At 59.1% G+C, this 25,110-nt stretch carries 18 protein-coding genes, 1 tRNA gene and 1 pseudogene; 12 read left to right on the forward strand and 8 right to left on the reverse strand.

The genetic code is table 11. The annotated features are described in order from the left end of the window. Positions 1-21 precede the first annotated feature (21 nt). From hsdR to ABTW55_RS10635, 3 genes and pseudogenes are all read right to left on the reverse strand, one after another. Positions 22-3,546 (reverse strand): type I restriction-modification system endonuclease, encoded by a 3,525-nt coding sequence (gene hsdR, locus ABTW55_RS10625; protein ID WP_060422652.1) that lies wholly within the window; start codon positions 3,544-3,546, stop codon positions 22-24. A 126-nt stretch (positions 3,547-3,672) separates the two neighbouring features. Beyond that, positions 3,673-4,183, reverse strand: a pseudogene (locus tag ABTW55_RS10630) (tyrosine-type recombinase/integrase); the annotation flags it as partial. Positions 4,184-4,365: 182 nt separating this feature from the next. Next, positions 4,366-4,450 (reverse strand) — tRNA-Leu (locus ABTW55_RS10635). 82 nt (positions 4,451-4,532) lie between these two features. On the opposite strand from ABTW55_RS10635, the gene ABTW55_RS10640 reads away from it, so the two are divergent. Genes ABTW55_RS10640 through ABTW55_RS10655 form a run of 4 tightly spaced genes read left to right on the forward strand, consistent with a single transcriptional unit; the run spans position 4,533 to position 7,991 of the window. Next, positions 4,533-4,787 (forward strand): hypothetical protein, encoded by a 255-nt coding sequence (locus ABTW55_RS10640; RefSeq protein WP_146224372.1) that lies wholly within the window; start codon positions 4,533-4,535, stop codon positions 4,785-4,787. Between the two features lie 55 nt (positions 4,788-4,842). Then, the gene (locus ABTW55_RS10645; RefSeq protein ID WP_060422656.1) at positions 4,843-5,610 is read left to right on the forward strand and encodes a DeoR/GlpR family DNA-binding transcription regulator; all 768 of its coding nucleotides are present in this window, start codon (positions 4,843-4,845) and stop codon (positions 5,608-5,610) included. A 30-nt stretch (positions 5,611-5,640) separates the two neighbouring features. After that, positions 5,641-6,606 carry a D-erythronate dehydrogenase gene (denD, locus tag ABTW55_RS10650; protein WP_060422658.1) on the forward strand — a complete coding sequence of 322 codons (966 nt, stop codon included), beginning with the start codon at positions 5,641-5,643 and terminating at the stop codon, positions 6,604-6,606. Next, the gene (locus tag ABTW55_RS10655; RefSeq protein ID WP_074027173.1) at positions 6,606-7,991 is read left to right on the forward strand and encodes a GntP family permease; all 1,386 of its coding nucleotides are present in this window, start codon (positions 6,606-6,608) and stop codon (positions 7,989-7,991) included. The genes denD and ABTW55_RS10655 overlap by 1 nt, the downstream gene beginning before the upstream one ends. Positions 7,992-8,773: 782 nt before the next feature. Here the strand turns inward: ABTW55_RS10655 and ABTW55_RS10660 are convergent. The 3 genes from ABTW55_RS10660 to lptF all read right to left on the reverse strand — a co-directional run bounded on the left by ABTW55_RS10660 (position 8,774) and on the right by lptF (position 11,790). Then, positions 8,774-9,490, reverse strand: coding sequence for a LuxR family transcriptional regulator (locus ABTW55_RS10660; protein WP_049211804.1), 717 nt, complete (start codon positions 9,488-9,490; stop codon positions 8,774-8,776). A gap of 135 nt (positions 9,491-9,625) precedes the next feature. Next, on the reverse strand, positions 9,626-10,696 hold the full coding sequence (lptG, locus tag ABTW55_RS10665; protein ID WP_033636876.1) for an LPS export ABC transporter permease LptG: 1,071 nt from the start codon (positions 10,694-10,696) through the stop codon (positions 9,626-9,628). Then, on the reverse strand, positions 10,696-11,790 hold the full coding sequence (gene lptF, locus ABTW55_RS10670) for an LPS export ABC transporter permease LptF (protein ID WP_033652791.1): 1,095 nt from the start codon (positions 11,788-11,790) through the stop codon (positions 10,696-10,698). The genes lptG and lptF overlap by 1 nt, the downstream gene beginning before the upstream one ends. Before the next feature lie 282 nt (positions 11,791-12,072). On the opposite strand from lptF, the gene pepA reads away from it, so the two are divergent. The 5 genes from pepA to ABTW55_RS10695 all read left to right on the forward strand — a co-directional run bounded on the left by pepA (position 12,073) and on the right by ABTW55_RS10695 (position 19,544). Then, complete coding sequence (gene pepA, locus ABTW55_RS10675; RefSeq protein WP_033636874.1) at positions 12,073-13,584, forward strand: leucyl aminopeptidase; 1,512 nt, start codon at positions 12,073-12,075, stop codon at positions 13,582-13,584. An 84-nt stretch (positions 13,585-13,668) separates the two neighbouring features. Next, positions 13,669-14,118, forward strand: a complete 450-nt coding sequence (locus tag ABTW55_RS10680) for a DNA polymerase III subunit chi (protein ID WP_033631663.1) — start codon at positions 13,669-13,671, stop codon at positions 14,116-14,118. Between the two features lie 12 nt (positions 14,119-14,130). After that, positions 14,131-17,007, forward strand: a complete 2,877-nt coding sequence (locus tag ABTW55_RS10685) for a valine--tRNA ligase (RefSeq protein ID WP_060422661.1) — start codon at positions 14,131-14,133, stop codon at positions 17,005-17,007. A 200-nt stretch (positions 17,008-17,207) separates the two neighbouring features. Beyond that, a complete protein-coding gene (locus ABTW55_RS10690; RefSeq protein ID WP_041037659.1) occupies positions 17,208-17,711 on the forward strand; it encodes a GNAT family N-acetyltransferase in 504 nt (167 codons plus the stop codon). 225 nt (positions 17,712-17,936) lie between these two features. Further along, positions 17,937-19,544 (forward strand): GMC family oxidoreductase, encoded by a 1,608-nt coding sequence (locus ABTW55_RS10695; protein WP_033636871.1) that lies wholly within the window; start codon positions 17,937-17,939, stop codon positions 19,542-19,544. Between the two features lie 15 nt (positions 19,545-19,559). Here ABTW55_RS10695 and miaE read toward each other — a convergent pair whose 3' ends face one another. Further along, positions 19,560-20,324: a tRNA isopentenyl-2-thiomethyl-A-37 hydroxylase MiaE gene (gene miaE, locus ABTW55_RS10700; RefSeq protein WP_060422664.1), complete on the reverse strand. Its 765-nt coding sequence runs from the start codon at positions 20,322-20,324 to the stop codon at positions 19,560-19,562. Positions 20,325-20,504: 180 nt separating this feature from the next. Next, entirely contained in the window at positions 20,505-20,930 is a 426-nt protein-coding gene (gene rraB, locus ABTW55_RS10705; protein WP_004933365.1) for a ribonuclease E inhibitor RraB, read from the reverse strand. A gap of 162 nt (positions 20,931-21,092) precedes the next feature. Between rraB and argF the strand changes: the two genes are divergently transcribed. The 3 genes from argF (at position 21,093) to pyrB (ending at position 25,110) form a co-directional block, all read left to right on the forward strand. Beyond that, entirely contained in the window at positions 21,093-22,112 is a 1,020-nt protein-coding gene (gene argF, locus ABTW55_RS10710; protein ID WP_047569565.1) for an ornithine carbamoyltransferase, read from the forward strand. A 195-nt stretch (positions 22,113-22,307) separates the two neighbouring features. Next, positions 22,308-23,876, forward strand: coding sequence for an ABC transporter substrate-binding protein (locus ABTW55_RS10715; protein ID WP_060422666.1), 1,569 nt, complete (start codon positions 22,308-22,310; stop codon positions 23,874-23,876). 298 nt (positions 23,877-24,174) lie between these two features. Then, entirely contained in the window at positions 24,175-25,110 is a 936-nt protein-coding gene (gene pyrB / locus ABTW55_RS10720; RefSeq protein WP_033636864.1) for an aspartate carbamoyltransferase, read from the forward strand.

A 25,110-nucleotide genomic window follows, 5' to 3' on the forward strand; every position in this document is an offset into this window, starting at 1 on the left:
CGCCAGCGAATTTTACCAGCATCAGGCGCTTTGTTGTGGCCAGATCGCACCGTTAAGTTCATCCAGCACGCTGTCCAGTTGGTCTACCAATATCTTATTAAGCTGTTTTACGCCGCCGTCATCAGCAAAGCTACTGTTAATAAATTGGTGGTCAATGATCACTTCATGAACCAGCTGTTTTGCCAAACGATCCAGCCATTTTCGTTGCTGGGTTGTCCATGCGTGGCTGTTATAAATGCTGATCATTGCCTGTGATACGCGCTGTGCAAAAGGCACAAGCGGTTCCCCTAGTGCAGCACGGCGAATATGGCCGACAATGCTTGCGGCGATATCCTGATTGGTTTGATTACGCACGGCGGTTTGCAATTTAGCTTCGGAATAGCCCGCACCGTCTAATAATAAGCGGATCTCTTTAAGCTGTTCACGAGTGAGGTCGCGGGGTTTGTTGACCACCACGGCCAGCGCAGTGGATTGGTTAAGCTGCTGCTGAATAAAATCCGCAAAGCTTTCCAGGTAATCTTCTGGCCGTTGATGGCTACCGTAGCTCTGATTACGTTCCTGTAGTTGGTCATGATGCTCAGAAATAATCGGCCGGTATTCACTGCCGAGTAATGTAGCGATCTCGTTGAGCTGGCTAATTAGCCCTTGCTGTTGTTGGATGAAGGCTGCCGCCTGACGCGGCCCTAAGTGATGCAGATGTTGATGCAGCTGTTTTGGCTCAACGCCCCACAGTTGATGGAGATCAGCCAATTTTTGTTTCACCGCTGGGCGATTTTCTGCCCGTTTTTCCGCTTTACGCAGGATGCGCATCACCTTTTGGCTTAACTGACTGAGCACCACATCAGCCTGAGTTTCACCTGTCTGTTCGCCGGGGCTGTTGAGCGCTTTTTCGAGCTGTTCAGTATCGGTTAGCTCGCCGACCAATTGTTCAAGCGTGATATTGGGGTCTTTGACCAACGGTTTCATAGTGTTGACGTCGCTGAGGGCCTCATAAATATCCACTGGATCGTAAATACGGAAGACCGTTTTGCCAATGTCATCACAGCGGCGCGTTGCACGGCCGATCATCTGTTCAAATAAAATACGTGACTTCACCCGACGCAAGAAAACCAGATTACAAATCTTCGGCACGTCAATGCCGGTGCTAAGCAAATCAACGGTGACTGCAATATTCGGATAGCGCTCATTTTTATAACGTTTGATCAGCTGTTTGACTTTGTCACTTTCACCGGTGATTTTTTCTACGGCCGCTTGATTATAGTTTTCATATTCGACAGAAAACGCTTCATCCAGCAGGCGTTTGACCATGTCGGCATGTTTGTCTGTAACGCAGAAAACCAACGTTTTCTCTTCGCCAAAGGGGTCGAGCTCTTTCACGAGTTGTTGGCAAATAACCCGATTAAAGTTTTCACTGATGACGCCACGGTTAAATGCATCGACGTTGAAATCCAGCTCGTCTTCTAGCTGGTCAATCTCAACCTCTCCGGTGTGGATATTAATAGCATGTACCTGACTCCCTTTGTCAAAGTGGATGCCATTTTGCGTCAGCAGCGTTTCATAACGGATTGGAGGTTCATGATCGATAAGCCAATCATCCGCCACGGCTTCTCGGTAGGAGTAGATGTAAATCGGTTTGCCGAAGATATCGCTGGTGTGTTTCGCCGGGGTGGCGGTAAGGCCGATTTTTACCGCGTCGAAATAATCGAGCACCCGACGGTAACTAGAGAGGTATTGGCTGGCGTCACGGGTCGAGAGCTCCCCTTCCGTCATTTCCTGATCTAAGGTGTAACCTCGGTGGGCTTCATCAACGATGATGCAGTCGAATTTATCCACCGGCGGGGGGGTGTCCGAGGCAAAAATGCGACTAACCAAGGCCTGTACCGTCGCGACCTGTACTCGGGTTTCTGCTTGTGTTGCCATATCGCCGAGCTCAGCGATATTGTAAATCTGAGACAGCGTCTGGTTTTGCTCCAGCGGAGCTTCTTTGAAGGTGTCCATGGCTTGGTCTCCCAAAGCCGTGCGGTCAACCAGAAAGAGGATACGCTTGAAGCGTTCCGTTTTCAGAAAACGGTACATCAGGCCAACAATGGTGCGTGTTTTCCCGGTGCCGGTCGCCATCGCCAGAAGGGCATTTCGGATGTTTTGCGCCAATGTGCTTTCAACGGCGAGAATGGCCTTTTGCTGATAATCGCGTAACCGGAGGTAAGCGAAGCCTTCTTGCTTTAGCTTCTGTTCGGCGCTGTCTTTGCTGCGATCGAGCTTATCCAGCAAGCCTTGCGGGGTATGAAACTTTTGCAGCGCACGGCGGATGTTGGACGGTTCGCGCACGTCTCTGAACCAAGTTCCTGATGACTCGGCCAACTGTGGCACGTAGGGGCGACCGTTGCAGGAGTATACAAACGGGATAATGTAATGCCCGTCAGTTTCATCCGCCCATGCAATGCTTCTGCCTTCCCGCTCCCATGCACCGATCATGGGGAAAGTGATTTTGAAGCCTTTACTGTAGCGTTCTGCCTGCGGAATTTTTCCCGCAACATCGGTGTTTTCTTTTTTGGCTTCGACCGTGGCCAGCGGAGTTAAGCCGCAAAAAAGAACGTAATCAGCGCGGCCTTTTTTACCCTGATGCTCCGTAGGCCATTCGGCAATGGCTTTGTTGATCCCCTTTTCAGGGCGAGTTCCGTTAGCCCAAGTCAGTTCCTGACTGTCAGCAAGCCAGCCCGCATCATTTAAGTTTTGGTCAATCAGTATACGGGTGAGTTCTTCATTTAACGCGATATGTTGACTGGCACGACGGCTCTTCTGGACAAACTCTTGCCGTTGTGTTCGGGCCTGCTTTTCATCTTTTTCTGTCAGCTGTGCTTGTAGGTTTTTCAGTTTTTCATCGTATTGTTGTCGAAGCTTTTCGAGTGCAATTTCCTGTTCTTTCGCCTGCGATGCTAACACCTTGGTTTCATCATCCATGGCTAGCGCCAGCGTTTCATATTCACTCTTTTCCTGCACCAGTAACCTTTGCAGCTGTTGGCTGGAATCTAGCTGTATGTTGGCGGTGGTGAGCTCACTTTTAAGGCGATCGATTTCCGTTTGGAGTTGCCTAAGCTGATTGCTCGGGTCTGGAGGAGCAATAAAAGCGCCGGGTTTAAAGGCCGCGCCCTGCTTGCCGAAAGATTGGTGGAACCAGATAGCTAGCGCTCGCGCCACTTTTAAGCCATCTAGCGCCTCTTTGTGCTTGGTTTTGAACTGGTGAGTGGCCTTGTTGCCCTCTATCCGCAATAGATGAAATAGCTCGCGTACCGTGGGTTCAAATTTTAGCTCGCGATTGAGGCGGTAGAGTAAATCAGCCTGAATGGGCGGTTCATCAAACGTGAGCCCGACCAGCGCAGCAATATGTTGTGCTAAGGCTTCACCTAGTTGGCGCAACTTAATCAAGGTGGTGTTGGGATCGCCTGAGAAGGCGTTTTCTGCAGCAGTGGCGATTTGTAGAAACAGCGGGTCATGTTCAGCGAGAAAACTGAAATTTGTCGATGTTGTAGCCCTTAAAGCATCCATTCAATCGCCTCTCAATTATAAAGCGCCTGTGCTTAGAATTAGTTAAATACTTGGTAGCATTGTATCGCAGAAACCGGTCAGAAGAGGTAAGTAATCCCCCTCCTTAAATCAATATCTTGTCCGGTTCTTCTGCGCTGGATTGTAGTCGAGCAAACCGCTCTGTAGGCATAACGCATAATTGCCGCAGTTCGCTGTTGTAACCGTGATGCCACCTAAAGACATCGAGACATCTCTACGGCTTTTATCGGGACTAACAAGTCCCGCGTTTTAAGTTCGACAAAATTACGCTTACCTATGGCTGGACAGAGGTTATCCTCCAGATTTTGAGCACTCGTCGACTATGTTCTTCCGACCACTTTTTATTTGTGGCGTGCCACTCAACAGCAAGCTGCTCAAAAGTGCGTACTTCTTCCTGTTCAATCTTATCATTATCATTTTTCTTTTTGTCTCCCGGGTCGATGCCGTTTGCCAGAAGCTTACGAGTATCATCATGACGAGCTCTGGCATCTGCAAGAGACACATCAGGATATACTCCTAAAGCCAGTATCTTTTGCTTCCCGCCAAAGCGGTACTACAGACGCCAGTATCTTGAACCATTGGGGTGGACGAGAAGATGCATACCGTTGCCATCGGTCAGTTTATTGCTTACCCCCTCTCTGTTGGTACAAGCATTATCGAACCGGAAATACCATCATCTGCACCAATATGTGTTGGTAGATGTAGGTTGACCTTGAGAGAGTTAATATAGCGGGAAAGGTAGATAAATACTGGATTTTAGACATAAAAAAAGACCTCAGTTGAGGTCTGTTTACATACTAATGGTGCCGAAGGCCGGACTCGAACCGGCACGTATCTCTACGGTTGATTTTGAATCAACTGCGTCTACCGATTTCGCCACTTCGGCACTGAAGTAGTATGCGGAAAACGGGTGCATTATACCTTCCCGCGATCGTCACGCAACACTTATCCGTTGTTCAATGAGTTAAGTGTCGAAAAAAGCGCCGCAGCGCACGTTTGCCGGCCCTTCCACGCCGCTTTCCCGCCCCGCCCGCTTCACAAACCTTGTGGCGCGTCACATTAATTATCACAACATGGTGTTGCGCGACAAAACGCCGAAAAAATCCAATAATAAACAATTAATCATGAAGTTAAATAACAAAACCGCCCCAACCCCCACGCCGGCATTTGTGATAACTGTCGCTTACTTGTTAATCGCGATGGTTGAAGATGTTCCTCCATAACAAAAAATAACAGCTTCGCGGCGCCCCTGCCGCCGCCGGGGCCACAGGAGCGAACATGATCCCGTCTGAACGCCGCGATTACATCTATCGCTATGTGCATGAATATCAGCTGGCGAGCATCAGCGCGCTGTCGGAGCTGATGAGCGTCTCCCACATGACGGTGCGGCGCGATATCCGCGTGCTGGAAGAGCAAGGCAAGGTGGTCAGCGTCAGCGGCGGCGTGCGCCTGAGCGAGGCGCTGCGCCAGGAGCTGGCCTATTGCGAGAAGGCGCAGCTGCACCATCGCCACAAGCGCGAGATCGGCAAATACGCCGCCGGCTTGGTGGAAGACGGTCAGGTGGTCTATCTGGACGCCGGCACCACCACCTTCGAGATCGCCCGCAGCCTGGCGGAGCGTTTCAATCTAACGGTCGTCACCAACGATTTTTCCATCATCCAGCACCTGATGAATCGCCCGCAGCTCAGCCTGTTCCACACCGGCGGCCAGGTGGATCAGCGCAACTACTCCTGCGTCGGCAACAGCGCCGCCATGTTGTTGCGCACCCTGAATATCGACGTGGCCTTCATCAGCACCAGCTCGTGGGATCTGGAGCACGGCCTCTCCACCCCGCACGAGGAGAAGGTGCTGGTCAAGCAGGCGCTGCTGGAGGTCGCCCGCCGCCGGGTGCTGGTCTCCGACAGCAGCAAGTACGGCAAATACGGCATGTTCCGCGTCTGTCCGCTGGAGGCGCTGAGCGACATCATCTGCGACGCCGCGCTGCCGCCGGAGGCGCAGCAGCTGCTGCGCGAGCGCGGTCTGCAACTGCACAACGTCCAACTCTGATAACAACAACGCTAGGGAAAGGAGCACCATATGAATATCGTCATCACCGGCGGCGCCGGTTTTCTCGGCCAGCGGCTGGCGAAAGCGCTGCTGCACGGCAGTTGCCCGCTGGCCTTCGACACGCTGATCCTGGCGGACATCACCCCGCCGCCCGCCCCGCTGCCGGATGCGCGCCTGCAGTGTCTGGCGCTCGATCTGTCGCAGCCCGGCGCGGCGGAGCGGCTGATCGACGCCGACTGCGGCGTGCTGTTCCACCTGGCGGCCATCGTCAGCAGCCATGCGGAGAGCGATTTCGATCTCGGCATGCAGGTCAATTTCGACGCCACCCGCCAATTGCTGGAAGCGGCGCGCCACCGGGCGCCGGGCATGAAGTTTATCTTCACCAGTTCGCTGGCGGTGTTCGGCGGTGAGCTGCCGCCGGTGATCGACGATCGCTGCGCGGTCACCCCGCAATCCTCCTACGGCGCGCAGAAGGCGATGTGCGAACTGCTGATCAACGACTATGCGCGCAAAGGCTTCGTCGATGGCCGCGTGCTGCGCCTGCCCACCATCAGCGTGCGGCCGGGCAAGCCGAACAAGGCGGCCTCGTCGTTCGCCAGCGGCATCATCCGCGAACCGCTGCACGGCGAGCCGGCGGTGTGCCCGGTAGACGCCGAGCTGGCGCTGTGGCTCTCCAGCCCGGCCGCGGTGGTGAGTAACTTCATCCACGCCGCCACGCTGCCCGCTTCGGCGTTCGGCGCGCTGCGCACGCTCAACCTGCCCGGCATCAGCGTGCGCGTGCGGGAGATGCTCGAAGCGCTGAGCGCGGTGGCCGGTGACGCCGTCGCCGCGCGGGTGCGATTCGAGCCGGACGCCGCCATCAACCGCATCGTCGCCGGCTGGCCGGGCGAGTTCGACACCCGGCGGGCGCAGCAGTTGGGCTTCACCGCCGATGAAAGCTTCGAGCAGGCGATCCGCGCCTTTATCCGCGACGACATGCCGCAAGGCGGGGGCTGATCATGGCGATGTATACCCCAATAATCGGGCTGGCGGTGGCGGTGTTCGCACTGATTTTCCTGGTGCTGCGCACCCGCGTGCATGCGCTGATCGCCATGCTGATCGCCGCCTCCATCGCCGGCATTACCGGCGGCATGGGCGCCACGCAAACCGTCGACGCCATCACCAAGGGCTTCGGCTCCACGCTCGGCAGCATCGGCATCGTTATCGGGCTGGGGGTGATGATGGGCCGGGTGCTGGAGGTCTCCGGCGCCGCCGAGCAGATCGCCTACAGCTTTATCAAGTGGCTGGGCAAAAGGCGCGAGGAGTGGGCGCTGGCCATCACCGGCTATATCGTCAGCATCCCGATTTTCGTCGACTCGGCGTTCGTCATCCTTTATCCGCTGGTCAAGGCGCTGGCGAAAAAGGGCAAGCGCAACCTGCTGACGCTCGGCGTCGCGCTGGCCGGCGGGCTGATCCTCACCCACCACGCGGTGCCGCCGACGCCGGGGCCGCTGGGCGTGGCGGGCATCTTCGGCGTGGATATCGGCGCCATGATGTTGGCCGGGCTGGTGCTGGCCATTCCCTGCGTGATCGGCATCGTGCTGTATGCGCGCTGGCTGGGCGCGCGCTACCCGGACTTTATGCCGCAGGAAGAGGAAGCGCCGCAGGATCTGCGCGCCGCGCATCAGCAGTATCTGGCGGAGAAAGAGGGCAAGGCGCTGCCGAGCCTGATGTTGTCGCTGCTGCCGATCCTGACGCCGATCGGGCTGATCTTCGTCAACGCGGTCAACAATATGCTGGCCAAGCGCGAGGGCATGGGCTGGCTGGCGGAGAGCCTGTGGGGCCAAAGCTTCGCGTTTCTCGGCTCGCCGATGATCGCGCTGGCGATCAGCGTGCTGCTGGCGGTGTACACCCTGATGCCGCACGCCAACAAGCACGACACGCTGGAGCGGCTGGAGGAAGGCCTGCAGACCGCCGGCATCATCCTGCTGGTTACCGGCGCAGGCGGCGCGTTGGGGGCGGTGCTGCGCGAGAGCGGCGCCGGCACGCAGCTGGCGGAACAGGTCGCCGGGTTGCCGATCTCGCCGGTGCTGATCCCGTTCGTCATCGCCACGCTGGTGCGGGTGATACAGGGCTCCGGCACGGTGGCGATGATCACCGCCGCCTCAATATCGGCGCCGATCGTCAGCCTGCTGCCCGGCGTCAATATGCTGGCGGCGGCGCAGGCGGCCACCCTGGGCGCGCTGTTCTTCAGCTACTTCAACGACAGCATGTTCTGGGTGGTCAACCGCATGATGGGCATCAAGGACGTGCGCCAACAGATGATGGTGTGGTCGGTGCCCACCACTATCGCCTGGGCTATCAGCCTGTGCGGCGTGGTGTTGCTGGACTGGCTGCTGTAACGCTTCCCCCAACGTCAACCCCCAAGGCGCGATCTGTTAGATCGCGCCCCAAACGTATTCTTTCGCCACGCCAATCGGCTCTTCTCAACCAATGCAGCCAGCAAAAAATAATCCCCAGCCGCAATGGCAATGCTGCAAATAATTGCATATCCATGTGTCAGCCAATAAAGAATGAGGTTGCGTAACATTCCGAGAACACTCTTTTTTCATTGGTAAAAATCAGGCGGGAAATAAATACGTGGAATAACGCCATTAAGAAAGAGACGTTATTTTTAGCTGGATGGGGTTCTATCGAAAATCACCACAAAATAGCGTACATACGTAACGAAATAGCCACTCAAGGCGTAAAAACCAGCAGAGAACACTTGCCTCCGCAGAGTTAATAGCTTTAAGATGATGTAAGAAAATTTTCCCTGGTGTTGGCCAATATTGGCAACCTGGCCCTACGCGGTCAGGTTTTTTTTTGTATTTTTTATCAAAACATTACCGGGGAAGTGTATCGCCTTGAGGGGTGAGAAACCAGTTAGACTAAAGTACAGTCCCTTACTAGACCTTTATCAGTGCATGCAGGTTATTATTTCATATCGCAGAGATCGGGGCAGGTACTCTATATTACGTCCTCAACGTGAACCGACACGCGACCAAATCAATACCGATTGACGCCCATCATTTCTTGAATCGAAAAACGCTGTTCGCCAGCCGATATTTTCTCCCTTCAGACGTATCCCGGCTGATGATTTATGCGCAGCCGTGCCTCCGTATTCCACGGGTACGCTAGCCTGTCACTCCACCGGTTTAATCAACCGAAGCTCCATCCCCAGGCGCACGGCATGTCGGGCATTCGTTACCCCCAACTTTTTGACGACGTTGGACATATGAAACTTGATGGTGCCGGTTTTTATGCCCAGGATCATCGCCGTTTCCTGGTAGGTTTTACCCACGCTGGCCCAATAAAGGATCTCGTTTTCCCTGTCGGTAAAGCGGGCATTTCTTTCCAGGGCTACGGCGTTTTTTTCTGAAAGTGGGGATAGTGCCAGATACGACTCATGGATTGAGGCCAGCAATACCGAGATTTCACCTTTACGATCGGTGAGCGCCTGGATGGCTTCCGCTCTCTGCTCAACGTTGAAGGCAAAGGAAAGCGTGACGAGATTGTCGTTGTAATCGTGCAGCACGAAGGTATAGCCGTGCGTTACGCCAAACTCGCGGGCCTGTTCGAACAACTCGGGAAAGTGCAGCCCTGCGTCAGCCATGATTTGCTCGTCCCAGGCGAACGGGGTCAGGCGGTTACGGGCGGTAAGCACCACCGGATCAATATACTGCAACCCCTGCTCTTGATACTTTTTTACCCATTCACTCGGGTAGTTGGTGACGCCAAAGATGCAGGCAATGTCTTTTTTGGATAACACCACATACGCCCACAGGAGATCGCCCAACTCTCCCAACGCCGCTTCCAGTCGCTTGCCGATGATATTGCTGAGATTGTATTCGTCTTCCATTGGCTGCGTGCTCCCTCTGCCTGCATTGCCGCTGAAGTGACTATAACACGACAAAAACCACAGGCGGGGGCATGCCCCACCAACAAAAAAGGCGCGGCCCCGCGGCCACGCCTTTCTTCACTACCGATCGCCCCGCTACTTGCGTTTGAGCAGCATATAAACGCTGATCAGCAGGAACAGCATGCTCGGCAGCAGCGCGCCCAGCACCGGCGGCATGCTGTACACCAGGCTCAGCGGGCCGAAGATCTGATCCAGCACGTAGAACAGGAAGCCGAAGCTGATGCCGGTCACCACGCGGATGCCCATCGGCACGCTGCGCAGCGGGCCGAAGATGAACGATAGCGCCATCAGCATCATCACCGCCACCGACAGCGGCGAGAAGATTTTGCTCCACATGTTGAGCTGGTAACGGCTGGCCTCCTGGCCGCTCTGCTTCAGGTACTTCACGTAGTTGTGCAGCCCGCTGATGGAGAGCGAATCCGGATCCAGCGCCACCACGCCCAGCTTGTCCGGGGTCAGGTTGGTTTTCCATTCGCCGGTCAGCGTCTGGGTGCCGGTCACCTGTTTCGGATCGGTCAGATCCGAGGTGTCCACCTGCGAAAGCTGCCACACCCCGTTCTCGAAGCTGGCGGTGGCGGCATAGCGCACCGTCTCCAGGCGACGCTGATCGTTGAAGTGGTAGATGTTCACGCCGGAGAGTTCTTTGTCGCCGGAGACGCGCTCGATGTAGATGAAGTCGTTGCCATCCTTCGCCCACAGCCCGCTCTTGGTGGAGAGCAGCGAGCCGCCGTACATCTGCTGGGCGCGGTAGTTGCGCGCCATCTGCTCGCCCTGCGGCGCCACCCACTCGCCGATCGCCATGGTCAGCAGCACCAGCGGAATGGCGGTTTTCATCACCGAGCCGGCGATCTGCAGGCGGGTAAAGCCGGAAGCCTGCATGACGACCAGTTCGCTGCGCGTCGCCAGTTGGCCCAGGCCGAGCAGCGCGCCGAGCAGCGCCGCCATCGGGAAGAAGATCTCGATGTCTTTCGGCACGCTCAGCAGGGTGTACATGCCGGCGCTCAACGCGGTGTATTCGCCCTGGCCGACCTTGCGCAGCTGATCGACGAACTTGATGATGCCGGACAGCGACACCAACATGAACAGCGTCATGATGATGGTGTTGAAAATCGTTTTACCGATATACCGGTCTAATACGCCAAACATCAGGCCGCTCCTCTCAGGCGTGCGCGCAGCTTGCGCATCGGCACGGTATCCCACAGGTTCAGCGCCAGCGCGATCGCGAAGTAAACGCCGTTAACCAGCCACAGCCACAGCATCGGATCCAGCTTGCCCTTGCCGGCGTTGGAGCGCAGCGAGGTCTGCAGCAGGAAGAAGATCAGATACAGCAGGATGGCCGGCAGCATGCTCAGCACGCGGCCCTGGCGCGGGTTCACTACGCTGAGCGGCACCACCAGCAGCGCCATCAGCGCCACCGACACCACCAGCGTCAGGCGCCAGTGGAACTCGGCGCGCGCATCCGGATCGTCGGACTCCCACAGCGTCTGCATCGACATCTGTTCGGATTCGGTGTTGTCCGCCGCCACGGTACGGTGGCCAATCACCGCCTTGTAGTCGTTGAAGTCGGTAATGCGGAAGTCGCGCAGCAGCGCGGTGCCTTCAAAGCGGGTGCCCTTGTCGAGCGTCACCACCTGCGAGCCGTCTTTCTGCTGCACGATGTTGCCGTGCTCGGCCACCACCACCGACGGGCGTTGGTTGCCGTTCGGCCGCAGTTGCGCCAGGAACACGTCGTTGAAGGTGCTGCCCTTCACGTTGCCGATAAACAGCACCGCGTTGCCGTCCTGCGAGGGTTTGAACTGCCCTTCCGCCAGCCCGGCGATGCTCGGGTTGGCCTTGGCTTCGTTCACCACCACGTCCTGATAGCGCGAAGCCCAGGGGCCAGCCCAAAACACGTTCACCGCCGCGACCGCAGAGGTGAACAGCGCCAGGATCATGGCGGCGATAATCAGGGTGCGTTTGCCCAGCCCGCAGGCGTGCATAACGGTGATTTCGCTCTCGGTATACAACCGCCCAAGCGTCATCAGCAAGCCGAGAAACAGGCTCAACGGCAGGATGAGCTGCGCCATTTTTGGCACGCCCAGCGCCAGCAGGGAGAGGACTAAGTTTGTCGGGATATTGCCGTCCACCGCATCGCCCAACACCCTGACCAGGTTCTGACAAAAGAAGATCAGAAGCAGGATGAACAGGATGGCGATTTGGCTCTTGAGCGTTTCCCGTACCAGATATCTTATGATGATCACGCTTATTACGCCTGTGAAAACTTGTCTTTTTGCAGGAAAATCGATAATTTCATCGCTAATCCGCCATTTATTCTCATCATATGGCAACCTTCACAGCTAAAATAGTATTACAACATCAAGCCGTTTGGGTGTCCTATAGGAACTTGCTTATAGTCGCCAAAACAGAGCAATTTACGCCGTTCAGGTTAACATAATCCGTTAACTCAAATGGCGGGAGATCGTTACGGAGTCGGTTATTCTAGCCGTAGCGTCCGCCTTTGTCTTTAAGATTCAGGAGAGTGCATGGAGTTCAGTGTAAAAAGCGGTAGCCCGGAAAAACAGCGCAGTGCCTGTATTGTAGTCGGCGTTTTCGAACCGCGCCGCCTGTCCCCTATCGCAGAACAACTCGACAAAATCAGTGATGGTTATATCAGCGCATTGCTGCGCCGTGGCGAACTGGAAGGCAAGGTCGGGCAGACGCTGCTACTGCACCATGTGCCCAACATTCTCTCCGAGCGCATCCTGCTGATCGGCTGCGGCAAAGAGCGCGAGCTCGATGAGCGCCAATACAAGCAGGTGATCCAGAAAACCATCAATACCCTCAACGACACCGGCTCGATGGAAGCGGTCTGCTTCCTGACCGAGCTGCATGTAAAAGGCCGCAATACCTACTGGAAAGTGCGTCAGGCGGTGGAAACCGCCAAAGAGACGCTCTACACCTTCGATCAGCTGAAAAGCAACAAGGTGGAGCCGCGTCGTCCGCTGCGCAAAATGGTGTTCAACGTGCCGACCCGCCGTGAGCTCACCAGCGGCGAGCGCGCTATCCAGCACGGCCTGGCGGTGGCTTCCGGCATCAAGGCGGCCAAAGATCTCGGCAACATGCCGCCGAACATCTGTAACGCCGGCTACCTGGCCTCGCAGGCCCGCCAGCTGGCGGACGCCTTCAGCACCCACATCACCACCCGCGTCATCGGCGAACAGCAGATGAAAGAGCTGGGCATGAACGCCTATCTGGCGGTCGGCGCCGGTTCGCAAAACGAGTCGTTAATGTCGGTGATGGAATATAAGGGCAACCCAAATCCGGACGCTAAGCCGATCGTGCTGGTAGGCAAAGGGCTGACCTTCGACTCCGGCGGCATCTCGATCAAACCGGCCGACGGCATGGACGAGATGAAATACGACATGTGCGGCGCGGCGACCGTGTACGGCGTGATGCGCGTGGTGGCGGAGCTGAACCTGCCGCTGAACGTGATCGGCGTGCTGGCCGGCTGTGAAAACATGCCGGGCGGCCGGGCGTACCGTCCGGGCGACGTGCTGACCACCATGTCCGGCCAGACCGTCGAGGTGCTGAACACCGACGCCGAAGGCCGCCTGGTGCTGTGCGACACCCTGACCTACGTCGAGCGCTTCGAGCCGGAGCTGGTGATCGACATCGCCACCCTGACCGGCGCCTGCGTGATCGCCTTGGGCCACCACATCACCGGCCTGATGTCGAACCACAACCCGCTGGCGCACGAGCTGCTGGGCGCTTCCGAGCAGGCCGGCGACCGCGCCTGGCGCCTGCCGATGGCCGACGAGTACTACGAGCAGTTGGACTCCAACTTCGCCGACATGGCGAACATCGGTGGCCGCCCTGGCGGCGCCATCACCGCCGCCTGCTTCCTGTCGCGCTTCACCCGCAAGTACACCTGGGCGCACCTGGATATCGCCGGCACCGCCTGGCGTTCCGGTAAAGCCAAGGGCGCGACCGGCCGCCCGGTGGCGCTGCTGTCGCAGTTCCTATTGAACCGCGCGGGCCTGAACGGCGACGATTAAATCTGAGCGGTAATTCAGGTATAATCCCAAGGGGCACAGCATGCTGTGCCCCTACATTTTTTTATCGGCAGCGGTGGATCCTTAATGAAACAGGCGACGTTTTATTTGCTCGACAACGCGGAACCGTCTGGTGCGCTCAGCGCCCATGAGGCCGTGGCCTGCGCCGTTGCCGCCAACGGCTTCCGTTCCGGCAAGCGGGTGCTGATCGCCTGCGAGAGCCAGGAGCAGGCCCAGCGGCTGGACGAAGCGCTGTGGCAGCGCGAGCCGCATGAATTCGTGCCGCACAACCTGGCCGGCGAAGGGCCGCACTACGGCGCGCCGGTGGAACTGTGCTGGCCCGGCAAGCGCGGCAACGCCCCGCGCGATCTGCTGATCGCCCTGCTGCCGCAGTTTGCCGATTTTGCTACCGCTTTCCATGAAGTGGTAGACTTCGTTCCTTACGAAGACACTCTGAAACAGTTGGCGCGCGACCGTTACAAGGCCTATCGCAGCGTCGGCTTCCATTTGACCACGGCTACGCCGCCAACTCACTGAATACGATAAAGAATGGAAAAGACAAACAGTCAGCTCGACACCGCATACGACCCAAAGCAGATCGAACAGAAGCTGTACGATCACTGGGAGAATCAGGGTTACTTCAAGCCGAACGGCGACACCAGCCAGGAAAGCTTCTGCATCATGATCCCGCCGCCGAACGTCACCGGCAGCCTGCACATGGGCCACGCGTTCCAGCAGACCATCATGGACACCATGATTCGCTATCAGCGCATGCAGGGTAAAAACACCCTGTGGCAGGCGGGCACCGACCACGCCGGCATCGCCACCCAGATGGTGGTGGAGCGCAAGATCGCCGCGGAAGAAGGCAAAACCCGCCACGACTACGGCCGTGACGCGTTTATCGACAAGATCTGGCAGTGGAAGGCGGAGTCCGGCGGCACCATCACCCGCCAGATGCGCCGTCTGGGCAACTCCGTGGACTGGGAGCGCGAGCGCTTCACCATGGACGAAGGCCTGTCGAACGCGGTGCGCGAAGTGTTTGTCCGTCTGCACAAAGAAGACCTGATCTACCGCGGCAAGCGCCTGGTGAACTGGGATCCGAAGCTGCGCACCGCCATCTCCGATCTGGAAGTGGAAAACCGCGAATCCAAAGGTTACATGTGGCACCTGCGCTACCCGCTGGCCGACGGCGCGAAAACCGCCGAGGGCAAAGACTACCTGGTGGTCGCCACCACCCGTCCGGAAACCGTGCTGGGCGATACCGGCGTGGCGGTCAACCCGGAAGATCCGCGCTATAAAGACCTGATCGGCAAAGAGATCATTCTGCCGCTGGTCGGCCGCCGCATCCGCATCGTCGGCGACGAACACGCCGATATGGAAAAAGGCACCGGCTGCGTGAAGATCACCCCGGCGCACGATTTCAACGACTACGAAGTCGGCAAACGCCACGGCCTGCCGATGATCAACATTCTGACCTTCGACGGCGACATCCGTCAGGAAGCGGAAGTGTTCAACACCCTGGGCGAAGTCTGCACCGACTACTGCAACGAGATCCCGGCCGAGTTCCGTGGCCTGGAGCGCTTCGCGGCGCGTAAAGCGGTGGTTGCCGCCTTCGATCAGTTAGGCCTGCTGGACGAGATCAAACCGCACGACCTGACGGTGCCTTACGGCGACCGCGGCGGCGTGGTGATCGAGCCGATGCTGACCGACCAATGGTACGTGCGCACCGCGCCGCTGGCCAAAGTGGCGGTGGAAGCGGTCGAACAGGGCGAAATCCAGTTCGTGCCGAAGCAGTACGAAAACATGTACTTCAGCTGGATGCGCGACATTCAGGACTGGTGCATCTCGCGTCAGCTGTGGTGGGGCCACCGTATCCCGGCCTGGTACGACGTGAACGGCAAAGTCTACGTGGGCCGCAGCGAAGAAGAAGTGCGCAGCGAGAACAACCTGGGCGCCGACGTGGTGCTGACCCAGGACGAAGACGTGCTGGACACCTGGTTCTCGTCCGGCCTGTGGACCTTCTCTACCCTGGGCTGGCCGGAGCAGACCGAGGCGCTGAAAACCTTCCACCCGACCAGCGTGATGGTCAGCGGCTTCGACATCATCTTCTTCTGGATCGCGCGCATGATCATGCTGACCATGCACTTCATCAAGGATGAAAACGGCAAGCCGCAGGTGCCGTTCAAGACCGTCTACATGACCGGCCTGATCCGCGACGACGAAGGCCAGAAGATGTCCAAGTCGAAAGGCAACGTGATCGATCCGCTGGACATGGTCGACGGCATCTCGCTGGAAGATCTGCTGGAAAAACGCACCGGCAACATGATGCAGCCGCAGCTGGCGGAGAAAATCCGCAAGCGCACCGAGAAGCAGTTCCCGAACGGCATCGAGCCGCACGGCACCGACGCCCTGCGCTTCACCCTAGCGGCGCTGGCCTCGACCGGCCGCGACATCAACTGGGACATGAAGCGCCTGGAAGGCTACCGCAACTTCTGTAACAAGCTGTGGAACGCCAGCCGCTTCGTGCTGATGAACACCGAAGCGCACGACTGCGGCTTCAACGGCGGCGAGAAAGTGCTATCGCTGGCGGATCGCTGGATCCTGGCCGAATTCAACCGCACGGTGAAAGCCTACCGCGAAGCGCTGGATACCTACCGCTTCGATCTGGCGGCCAACATCCTGTACGAATTCACCTGGAACCAGTTCTGCGACTGGTATCTGGAGCTGACCAAGCCGGTGGTGAGCAACGGCAGCGAAGCGGAACAGCGCGGCACCCGCCACACGCTGATCACCGTGCTGGAAGCGCTGCTGCGCCTGGCGCACCCGATCATTCCGTTTATCACCGAAACCATCTGGCAGCGCGTGAAGCCGCTGACCGGCACGACCGCAGACACCATCATGCTGCAGCCGTTCCCGGCCTACGACGCCGCGCTGGAAGACGAGCAGGCGCTGAACGATCTGGAGTGGATCAAGCAAACCATCATCGCCGTGCGCAACATCCGCGCCGAGATGAACATCGCGCCAAGCAAAGCGCTCGACGTGCTGCTGCGCAACTGCAGCGCCGACGCCCAGCGCCGCGTGCAGGAGAACCAAAGCTTTATCGCCCGTCTGGCGCGCCTGGAATCCATCGCGCTGCTGCCGGCCGGTGAGAAAGGCCCGGTCTCCGTCACCAAGCTGGTGGACGGCGCCGAGCTGCTGATCCCGATGGCCGGTTTCATCGACAAAGACGCCGAGATCGCGCGTCTGGCGAAAGAGATGGGCAAACTGGATGCGGAAATCGCCGCGATCGAAGGCAAGCTGGCGAACGAAGGCTTCGTGGCGCGCGCGCCGGAAGCGGTGGTCGCCAAAGAACGCGATCGTCTGGCGGCCTGCAAAGAAGGCAAAGTGAAGCTGCAGGAACAGCAGGCGACCATCGCCGCGCTGTAATTCACCGGCTCACGCCAACGCCTGAAAAACAGCGGGGTCTTCCCCGCTGTTTTTTTATCGCCGTTGCATCCGGGCCGGGTTAGGTGTTATTACAAGATATTACTGCTGCAGGGACGCCGCCGGGAAATAACTCCCGGCGCGTTTCGTGCTGCGATAAAAACGAAAAACGAACGTGGTCTCTTTCAATGGCGAGTGTAAACATGACAACAGCAACCCCGGCGCGCCTGCTGGTGCGCCCCATCACGGCGGACGACAATGCCGCCATTGCTCACGTCATTCGCGAAGTCTCCGCCGAGCACGGCCTGACGGCGGATAAAGGCTATACCGTCTCCGATCCCAATCTGGACGCCCTGTATCAGCTCTACAGCCTGCCGCGCAGCGCTTACTGGGTGATCGAGGTAGACGGCCAGGTCGCCGGCGGCGGCGGCATCGCACCGCTGCAGGGCGGCGCAGACGATATATGCGAATTGCAGAAGATGTATTTCCTGCCGGTGTTGCGCGGCAAGGGATTGGCGAAACGCCTGGCGCTGCAGGCGCTGGATTTCGCCCGCCGGCACGGCTTCCGCTGTTGTTACCTCGAGACCACCGCCAGCCTGACGCAGGCCGTTGCGCTGTACGAACATCTGGGCTTCGAACACATCGACCACGCGATGGGCGCTACCGGCCACGTCGATTGCGAAGTCACCATGCTGAAAACGCTGTAATCGCCCCGCCTGCACATCATGGCGCAGCTTGCTGCGCCTTTTTTATTAATATCGCAATCAATCAGTAAAACTCGCTATAACGCCGTATTTCAAGCAGATAAACTGACGTTAAAAACCACGATGTAAATTTAATGTGAAGTTCGTTAATAAATTAACGATCGCAAATTGACCGCTTTTTCCCCCGCGTTACTCTGCCAGTATCCCAATCGCGCACGGAGAGCTGTCATGTCGGAAAATACCTTTGATTACATCATCGTCGGCGCCGGTTCCGCCGGCTGCGTGCTGGCGGCGCAGCTGATCCGCCGCACCCAGGCGCGGGTGCTGCTGCTGGAAGCCGGCGGCGACGACAATAACCTGTTCATCAAGATGCCGGCCGGCGTGGCCAAGATCATCGCCAAAAAGAGCTGGCCCTACGAGACGGAGCCGGAACCGCACGCCAACAACCGCCGCATGCAGATCGCGCAGGGCAAGGTGCTGGGCGGCAGCAGTTCGGTCAACGGCATGATCTACCTGCGCGGCCAGCCGCAGGACTACGACGACTGGGCCGAGCGCTATGGCTGTACCGGATGGAGCTACCGGGAGGTGCTGCCCTATTTCAAACGCGCCGAGGCCAACGAAAGCCTGTCGGACGACTACCACGGCGCCGACGGGCTGCTGCCGGTCAGCGAAAACCGCTACCGCCACCCGCTCAGCATGGCGTTTATCCGCGCCGGCCAGGAGCTGAACCTGCCCTACCGCAACGACTTCAACGGCGACAGCCAGCACGGCGTCGGTTTCTACCAAACCACCACCCACAACGGCGAACGCGCCAGCACCGCCCGCACCTACCTGAAGGCGGTGCGCGACGAACGGCGGCTGGTGGTGAAACTGAACGCCCTGGCGCATCGGCTGACCTTCGAGGGCAACGTCGCCACCGGCGTGGTCTACAGCCAGAACGGCGGCGCGGAAGTGACCGCGCGCGCCACCAAAGAGGTGATCGTCAGCGCCGGCGCGGTCGGTTCGCCGAAGCTGCTGATGCTGTCCGGCATCGGCCCGCGCGACCACCTGCAGCAGCTGGGCATCGAGGTGCGGGCGGATCTGCCGGTGGGTAAAAACTTCCACGACCATCTGCACATGTCGATCAACGTCAGCACCCGCGAGCCGATCAGCCTGTTCGGCGCCGATCGCGGCCTGCAGGCGCTGAGCCACGGCGCGCAGTGGCTGGCGTTTCGCAGCGGCGTGCTCTCGTCCAACGTGCTGGAAGGCGCCGCCTTCACCGACAGCCAGGGCGACGGCCGGCCGGACGTGCAGATCCACTTCCTGCCGCTGCTGGACAGCTGGGACGACGTGCCCGGCGAGCCGCTGCCGAACATTCACGGCTTCACGCTCAAGGTCGGCTACCTGCAGCCGAAGGCGCGCGGCGAAGTGCTGCTGCGCAGCAGCAACCCGCACGATCCGGTCAAGCTGCACGCCAACTACCTCGGCCACCCGGACGATCTGGCCGGCAGCGTGCGCGCGGTGAAGTTCGGCCTGGGCTTCCTGCAAACCGCGGCGCTGAAGCCGCTGATCAAGGATCTGCTGATGCCGCAGCCGGAGTGGACGCGTGATGAGGCGCAGCTGGAAGAGTTCGTGCGCAACTTCTGCAAGACGGTGTATCACCCGGTGGGCAGCTGCCGCATGGGGCCGTCGCCGCAGGACGCGGTGACCGATCCGCAGCTGCGGGTGCACGGATTTGAGCAGCTGCGGGTGATCGACTGCTCGGTGATGCCGCAACTCACCAGCGGCAACACCAATGCGCCGACCATCATGCTGGCGGAAAAGGCGGTGGATCTGTTGCTGGGCGCGCCGCAGTAAGGGCGCGCCTCAACGTCAGGCGGCGGCGGGCACGCCGCTGTGGAAACGCAGCTCGCTGTCCGGCGACAGGATCAGTTCAGCTTCGAGGCGGCCGAAATGCGCCACCCGTTCGCTGATGTCGCCGCCGGCGATCTGTTCCGCCAGCGTCAGGTAGTCCTGATAATGGCGCGCTTCGGAGCGCAGCAGCGAGACGTAAAAGCGGTTCAGCTCGTCGTCCAGATGCGGGGCCAGTTTGGCGAAGCGTTCGCAGGATCGCGCTTCGATGTAGGCGCCGCAGATCAGCTTGTCGATCAGCGTCGCCGGATCGTGAGTGCGGATCTCGCGGATCATCCCCTTGGCGTAGCGGCTGGCGGTGATCTTGCGATACGGGATCCCGCGCGCCTGCATGATCTCCAGCACCTGCGAGAAGTGATGCAGCTCTTCCTTGATCAACAGCACCATGCGATCCGCCAGATCCTGGCCGTAGGCCGAGCCGTTTTTCGGCAGGATCTTGCGGGTGAACTGGCCCTGGCGAAACAGCGTGTCCGGCGCGCCCTGCGCTTCGTGCAGAAACGCCTCGTAGGGCCGCAGCAGCACCAACAGCGCGTCGCCGCTCTCTTTGTCCGCCACGTAGCGGCGGATCAGCCACATGCCGGTCTGCGCGGCTTTCAGCTCGCACACCAGGTGGTCGGTCAGCAACAGCTGCAGGTTTTCCGGACGGCGCGCGGCGTCGATCCAGGCGTCAGGAGTTTCACAGTGCAGGAAGCTTAAAATCGGGGCTAACAGGGATTGGTATGTCATCGGCTTAATTGCCCTATGTATTTCAAGTTGCAGCTAGGCGGCCAGCTCACTCATCCCCAGGAGCTTACTTAGGTAAGTGACTGGGGTGAGGGAGTGCAGCCAACAACGCTGCAGCTTGAAAGACGACGGGGATATCAGGGGCCGGCGAGAGCCAGCCCACAGGTATTGATCGGAAAGGAATTAGTGGCGTTTACCGTCGTCGTCTTCGTCGATGTAGTCGCCGTCTTCGTCATCCTCACCGTCTTCACCGTTCGGATCTTCGAAGTAGGTGCCCCAGCCGTCGTAGTTGACGCCGCAGCGTTCCGCCAGCGCCACCAGCTGCTCGACCTGGGCGTCGATCAGTTCGGCGTTCAGGCCGACTTCGCTGATCACGTCGCAGCACATCACCAGCGAACCGTCTTCCACTTCCAGCTCTTCGGCGTCGGTCACTTCGTAGCCCAGCTTGAAGGCTTCAACGGCGGCCTGCTCCAGAACCTCAAATTTCTCGGCGGACAGATGGTGCTCGATGGTGTAGAGCGCGTCCGGATCGCTGCCGTCTTCCAGCAGTTCTTCGATGATCAGGCGGGTCTCTTCACGTTGTTCTTCCAGCAATTCGCGGTTTGCCATGCCTATATCCTCAAGTCAAATGGCCTTCATTCCTTCTATTTTCACACACCGCCGACATTGCTTCCACGATAAACGTGAAAGATTTCCTCGCTGGGGTTGAAATTGAATATTCATACATATAAAGTGAATTTTAATTCAATTAAGCAATCAGGGAATCGGACTATGAGCACCGACAATGCGTTCTACCAACGTCACTTTCTGAGGTTAATGGATTTCACCCCCGCCGAGCTGCAGGCGCTGCTGAAACTGGCGGCAGATCTGAAGCAGGCCAAGAAGCAGGGGCAGGAACAGCGCCGGCTGCAGGGCAAAAACATTGCGCTCATCTTCGAAAAAGACTCGACCCGCACGCGATGCTCTTTCGAAGTTGCCGCATTCGATCAGGGCGCGCAGGTCACTTACCTCGGCCCGAGCGGCAGCCAGATCGGCCATAAGGAGTCGATGAAAGACACCGCCCGGGTGCTGGGCCGCCTGTACGACGGTATTCAGTATCGCGGCTACGGCCAGGCGCTGGTGGAAACCCTGGCGCAGAACGCCGGCGTGCCGGTGTGGAACGGCCTGACCGACGAGTTCCATCCCACCCAATTGCTGGCGGACCTGCTCACCGTGCAGGAACACCTTCCGGGCAAGGCGCTGAGTGAAGTGAAGCTGGCGTACGTCGGCGACGCGCGCAACAACATGGGCAACACGCTGCTGGAAGCCGCCGCGCTGGCGGGCATGGATCTGCGGCTGGTGGCGCCGAAGGCCTGCTGGCCGCAGCCGGAGCTGGTGGCCGAGTGCCAGGCGCTGGCGCAGCAAACCGGCGCGAAACTCACCCTGACCGAAGACATCACCGAAGGGGTGCAAGACGCCGACTTCCTCTACACCGACGTGTGGGTGTCGATGGGCGAACCGAAAGAAACCTGGCGGGAGCGTATCGCGCTGCTGCGGCCGTATCAGGTCAACATGGCGATGCTGAAGCTGACCGGCAACCCGAACGTGAAGTTCCTGCACTGCCTGCCGGCGTTCCACGACGATCAAACCACGCTCGGCAAGCAGATGGCGCAGCAGTACGATCTGCACGGCGGCATGGAAGTGACCGACGAAGTGTTCGAGTCGGCGCACAGCGTGGTGTTCGATCAGGCGGAAAACCGGCTGCACACCATCAAGGCGGTGCTGGTCGCCACGCTGAGCGAAACCCTCTGACCGCCCTCCCCTCCGCCCTGGCGCCCCCGGCCAGGGCGGCTAATATATTCCAGGAATATCAAATAGCGGATTGACCTTTGCTCACCGCCGGCAAAGGCTCTACCGTGACAGGCCGACGGCGCCCGCGCCGTAAAAACCAACGATAACAAACCGTTCTCAGCGTCGCCCTGCGGCGCCTTCAGGGGATACACACCGATGAAAGCCAAACTCTTGCCGCTGTTCCTGCTCACCGCCCTGCCCGCCGCCGCGTTAGCCGCCACGCCGCCGAATACGCTGGTAGTGGTGCAATCGCTGGATGACATCGTCAGCCTCGATCCGGCGGAAGCCAACGAACTCTCCAGCATCCAGACGGTGCCCAGCCTGTATCAGCGGCTGGTGCAGGCGGATCGCGACGATCCGGCCAAGGTGGCGCCGGTGCTGGCGGAAAGCTGGCAGAGCGATGCGGCGGCCAAAACGCTGACGGTGAAACTGCGGCCGCAGGCGGCGTTCGCCTCCGGCAACCCGCTGACCGCCGACGACGTGATCTTTTCCTACAGCCGCGCGATCAAAATGAACAAGTCGCCGGCGTTCATCCTCAACGTGCTCGGCTGGCAGCCGGACGACATCGACGCGCAGTTGAAGAAGATCGACGAACATACCGTGCAGCTGCGCTGGACGGCGGACGTCAGCCCGGCGGTGGCGCTGAATATTCTTTCGACGCCGATCGCCTCGATCGTCGACAGCAAGGCGGCGCTGGCCAACGTCAAAGACGGCGACTTCGGCAACGCCTGGCTGAAAATGCACTCCGCCGGCAGCGGCCCGTTCAAGATGCGCGTCTATCAGCCGCATCAGGCGATCGTGCTGGACGCCAACCCCACCACGCCGGGCGACAAGCCGCAGCTGAAAAACATCATCATTAAAAACGTGCCGGATCCGGCCACCCGCCGCCTGCTGATCCAGCAGGGCGACGCCGATATCGCCCGCGAACTGGGCGCCGATCAGACCGACACGCTGAAAAACCAGCCGGGCGTCAAGGTGTTGGAGATCCCGTCCGCCGAACAAAACTACCTGGTGTTCAACGCCGGCAACGGCGCCAATCCGCTGCTGAACAACCCGGCCTTCTGGGAAGCGGCGCGCTACCTGGTGGATTATCAGGGCATCACGAAGGATCTGCTGAAGGGCCAATACTTCGTGCACCAGAGCTTCCTGCCGGTCGGGCTGCCGGGCGCGCTGGAGACCAACCCGTTCAGCTACGATCCGGCCAAGGCGAAAGCCATCCTGGCCAAGGCGGGCATCACCCACGCCACCTTTACGCTGGACGTAGAGAACAAGCCGCCGTTCATCACCATCGCGCAGGCGCTGCAGGGTAGCTTCGCCGCCGCCGGCGTGAAGGTCGAGCTGCTGCCGGCGGCGGGCAGCCAGGTTTACTCCCGCGTGCGCGCCAGGCAGCATCAGGCGGCGATCCGCCTGTGGATCCCGGATTATTTCGACGCCCACTCCAACGCCAGCGCCTTCGCCTACAACGACGGCAAAAGCAGCACGGTGGCCGGACTGAACGGCTGGCAGATCCCGCAGTTGAACCAGCAGACGCTGGCGGCGCTGGCCGAAGCCGATCCGGCCAAGCGCCGCGCGCTGTACACCACCATGCAGCAGGAACTGCAGCGCAGTTCGCCGTACGTGTTTATCGATCAGGCCAAAACCGAAGTGGTGCTGCGCGACAACGTCAAAGGCTACCAGCAGGGGCTGAACGCCGACATGGTCTACTACGATCGCGTCAGCAAATAGCCGGCGGGCGGCCATCGCCGGCCAATCGATTGCGGGGCGGCAAAAAACGGCGTTTTAACGCTTGCAGTGGCGAAAAGCGCGAGTATAATGCGCCACAATTTGCCAGGAGAAAGCATGAAAAACGACGTTTGTTTTGTTAGCCGCAATCGACAAAACCGACTGCCTATCGGCGGCCAGCTGCCGTTGTTTCTCCTGTTGCTAAACCGATCGTTTCAAGCCCCTCATTGAGGGGCTTTTTTTTGCCTTGAGAATATCCCAAAGTCCCGCGCCACGGGCACGCGTCGAGGAGGAGTGAAAAATGGCCAATCCGCTGTATCACAAACACATCATCTCTATTAACGATCTCAGCCGCGAGGATCTGGAGCTGGTGCTGCGCACCGCCGCCGGTCTGAAAGCCAATCCGCAGCCGGAACTGTTGAAACACAAGGTGATCGCCAGCTGCTTCTTCGAAGCCTCGACCCGTACCCGCCTGTCGTTCGAAACCTCGATGCACCGTCTCGGCGCCTCGGTAGTCGGTTTCGCCGACGGCAGCAACACTTCGCTCGGCAAGAAAGGCGAAACCCTGGCCGACACTATCTCGGTGATCAGCACCTACGTGGACGCCATCGTGATGCGCCACCCGCAGGAAGGCGCGGCGCGCATGGCCGCTGAATTCTCCGGCAACGTGCCGGTGCTCAACGCCGGCGACGGCGCCAACCAGCACCCGACCCAGACCCTGCTGGATCTGTTCACCATCCAGGAAACCCAGGGCCGCCTGAGCAACCTCAGCATCGCCATGGTCGGCGACCTGAAGTACGGCCGCACCGTGCATTCGCTCACCCAGGCGCTGGCCAAGTTCGAAGGCAACCGCTTCTACTTCATCGCCCCGGACGCGCTGGCGATGCCGGCCTACATCCTGAAAATGCTGGAAGAGAAAGGCATTGAGTACAGCCTGCACAGCAGCATTGAAGAAGTGGTGCCGGAGCTGGATATTCTCTACATGACCCGGGTACAGAAAGAGCGCCTCGATCCTTCCGAGTACGCCAACGTGAAGGCGCAGTTCGTCCTGCGCGCCGCGGATCTGGCCGGCGCGCGCGCCAACCTCAAGGTGCTGCACCCGCTGCCGCGCATCGACGAGATCGCCACCGACGTGGATAAAACGCCGCATGCCTACTACTTCCAGCAGGCGGGCAACGGCATCTTCGCCCGCCAGGCGCTGCTGGCGCTGGTGCTTAACGCAGATTTGGCTCTTTAA

The sequence above is a fragment of the Serratia sp. SM04 genome (genome assembly GCF_040280225.1).
Taxonomy (GTDB): domain Bacteria; phylum Pseudomonadota; class Gammaproteobacteria; order Enterobacterales; family Enterobacteriaceae; genus Serratia; species Serratia sarumanii.

Coding starts and splice junctions, on each gene's coding strand:
- hsdR (WP_060422652.1), bottom strand. CDS start 3,546: ATGGATGCTTTAAGGGCTACAACATCGACAAATTTCAGTTTTCTCGCT.
- ABTW55_RS10645 (WP_060422656.1), top strand. CDS start 4,843: ATGATCCCGTCTGAACGCCGCGATTACATCTATCGCTATGTGCATGAA.
- denD (WP_060422658.1), top strand. CDS start 5,641: ATGAATATCGTCATCACCGGCGGCGCCGGTTTTCTCGGCCAGCGGCTG.
- ABTW55_RS10660 (WP_049211804.1), bottom strand. CDS start 9,490: ATGGAAGACGAATACAATCTCAGCAATATCATCGGCAAGCGACTGGAA.
- lptG (WP_033636876.1), bottom strand. CDS start 10,696: ATGTTTGGCGTATTAGACCGGTATATCGGTAAAACGATTTTCAACACC.
- pepA (WP_033636874.1), top strand. CDS start 12,073: ATGGAGTTCAGTGTAAAAAGCGGTAGCCCGGAAAAACAGCGCAGTGCC.
- ABTW55_RS10680 (WP_033631663.1), top strand. CDS start 13,669: ATGAAACAGGCGACGTTTTATTTGCTCGACAACGCGGAACCGTCTGGT.
- ABTW55_RS10685 (WP_060422661.1), top strand. CDS start 14,131: ATGGAAAAGACAAACAGTCAGCTCGACACCGCATACGACCCAAAGCAG.
- ABTW55_RS10690 (WP_041037659.1), top strand. CDS start 17,208: ATGACAACAGCAACCCCGGCGCGCCTGCTGGTGCGCCCCATCACGGCG.
- ABTW55_RS10695 (WP_033636871.1), top strand. CDS start 17,937: ATGTCGGAAAATACCTTTGATTACATCATCGTCGGCGCCGGTTCCGCC.
- miaE (WP_060422664.1), bottom strand. CDS start 20,324: ATGACATACCAATCCCTGTTAGCCCCGATTTTAAGCTTCCTGCACTGT.
- rraB (WP_004933365.1), bottom strand. CDS start 20,930: ATGGCAAACCGCGAATTGCTGGAAGAACAACGTGAAGAGACCCGCCTG.
- argF (WP_047569565.1), top strand. CDS start 21,093: ATGAGCACCGACAATGCGTTCTACCAACGTCACTTTCTGAGGTTAATG.
- ABTW55_RS10715 (WP_060422666.1), top strand. CDS start 22,308: ATGAAAGCCAAACTCTTGCCGCTGTTCCTGCTCACCGCCCTGCCCGCC.
- pyrB (WP_033636864.1), top strand. CDS start 24,175: ATGGCCAATCCGCTGTATCACAAACACATCATCTCTATTAACGATCTC.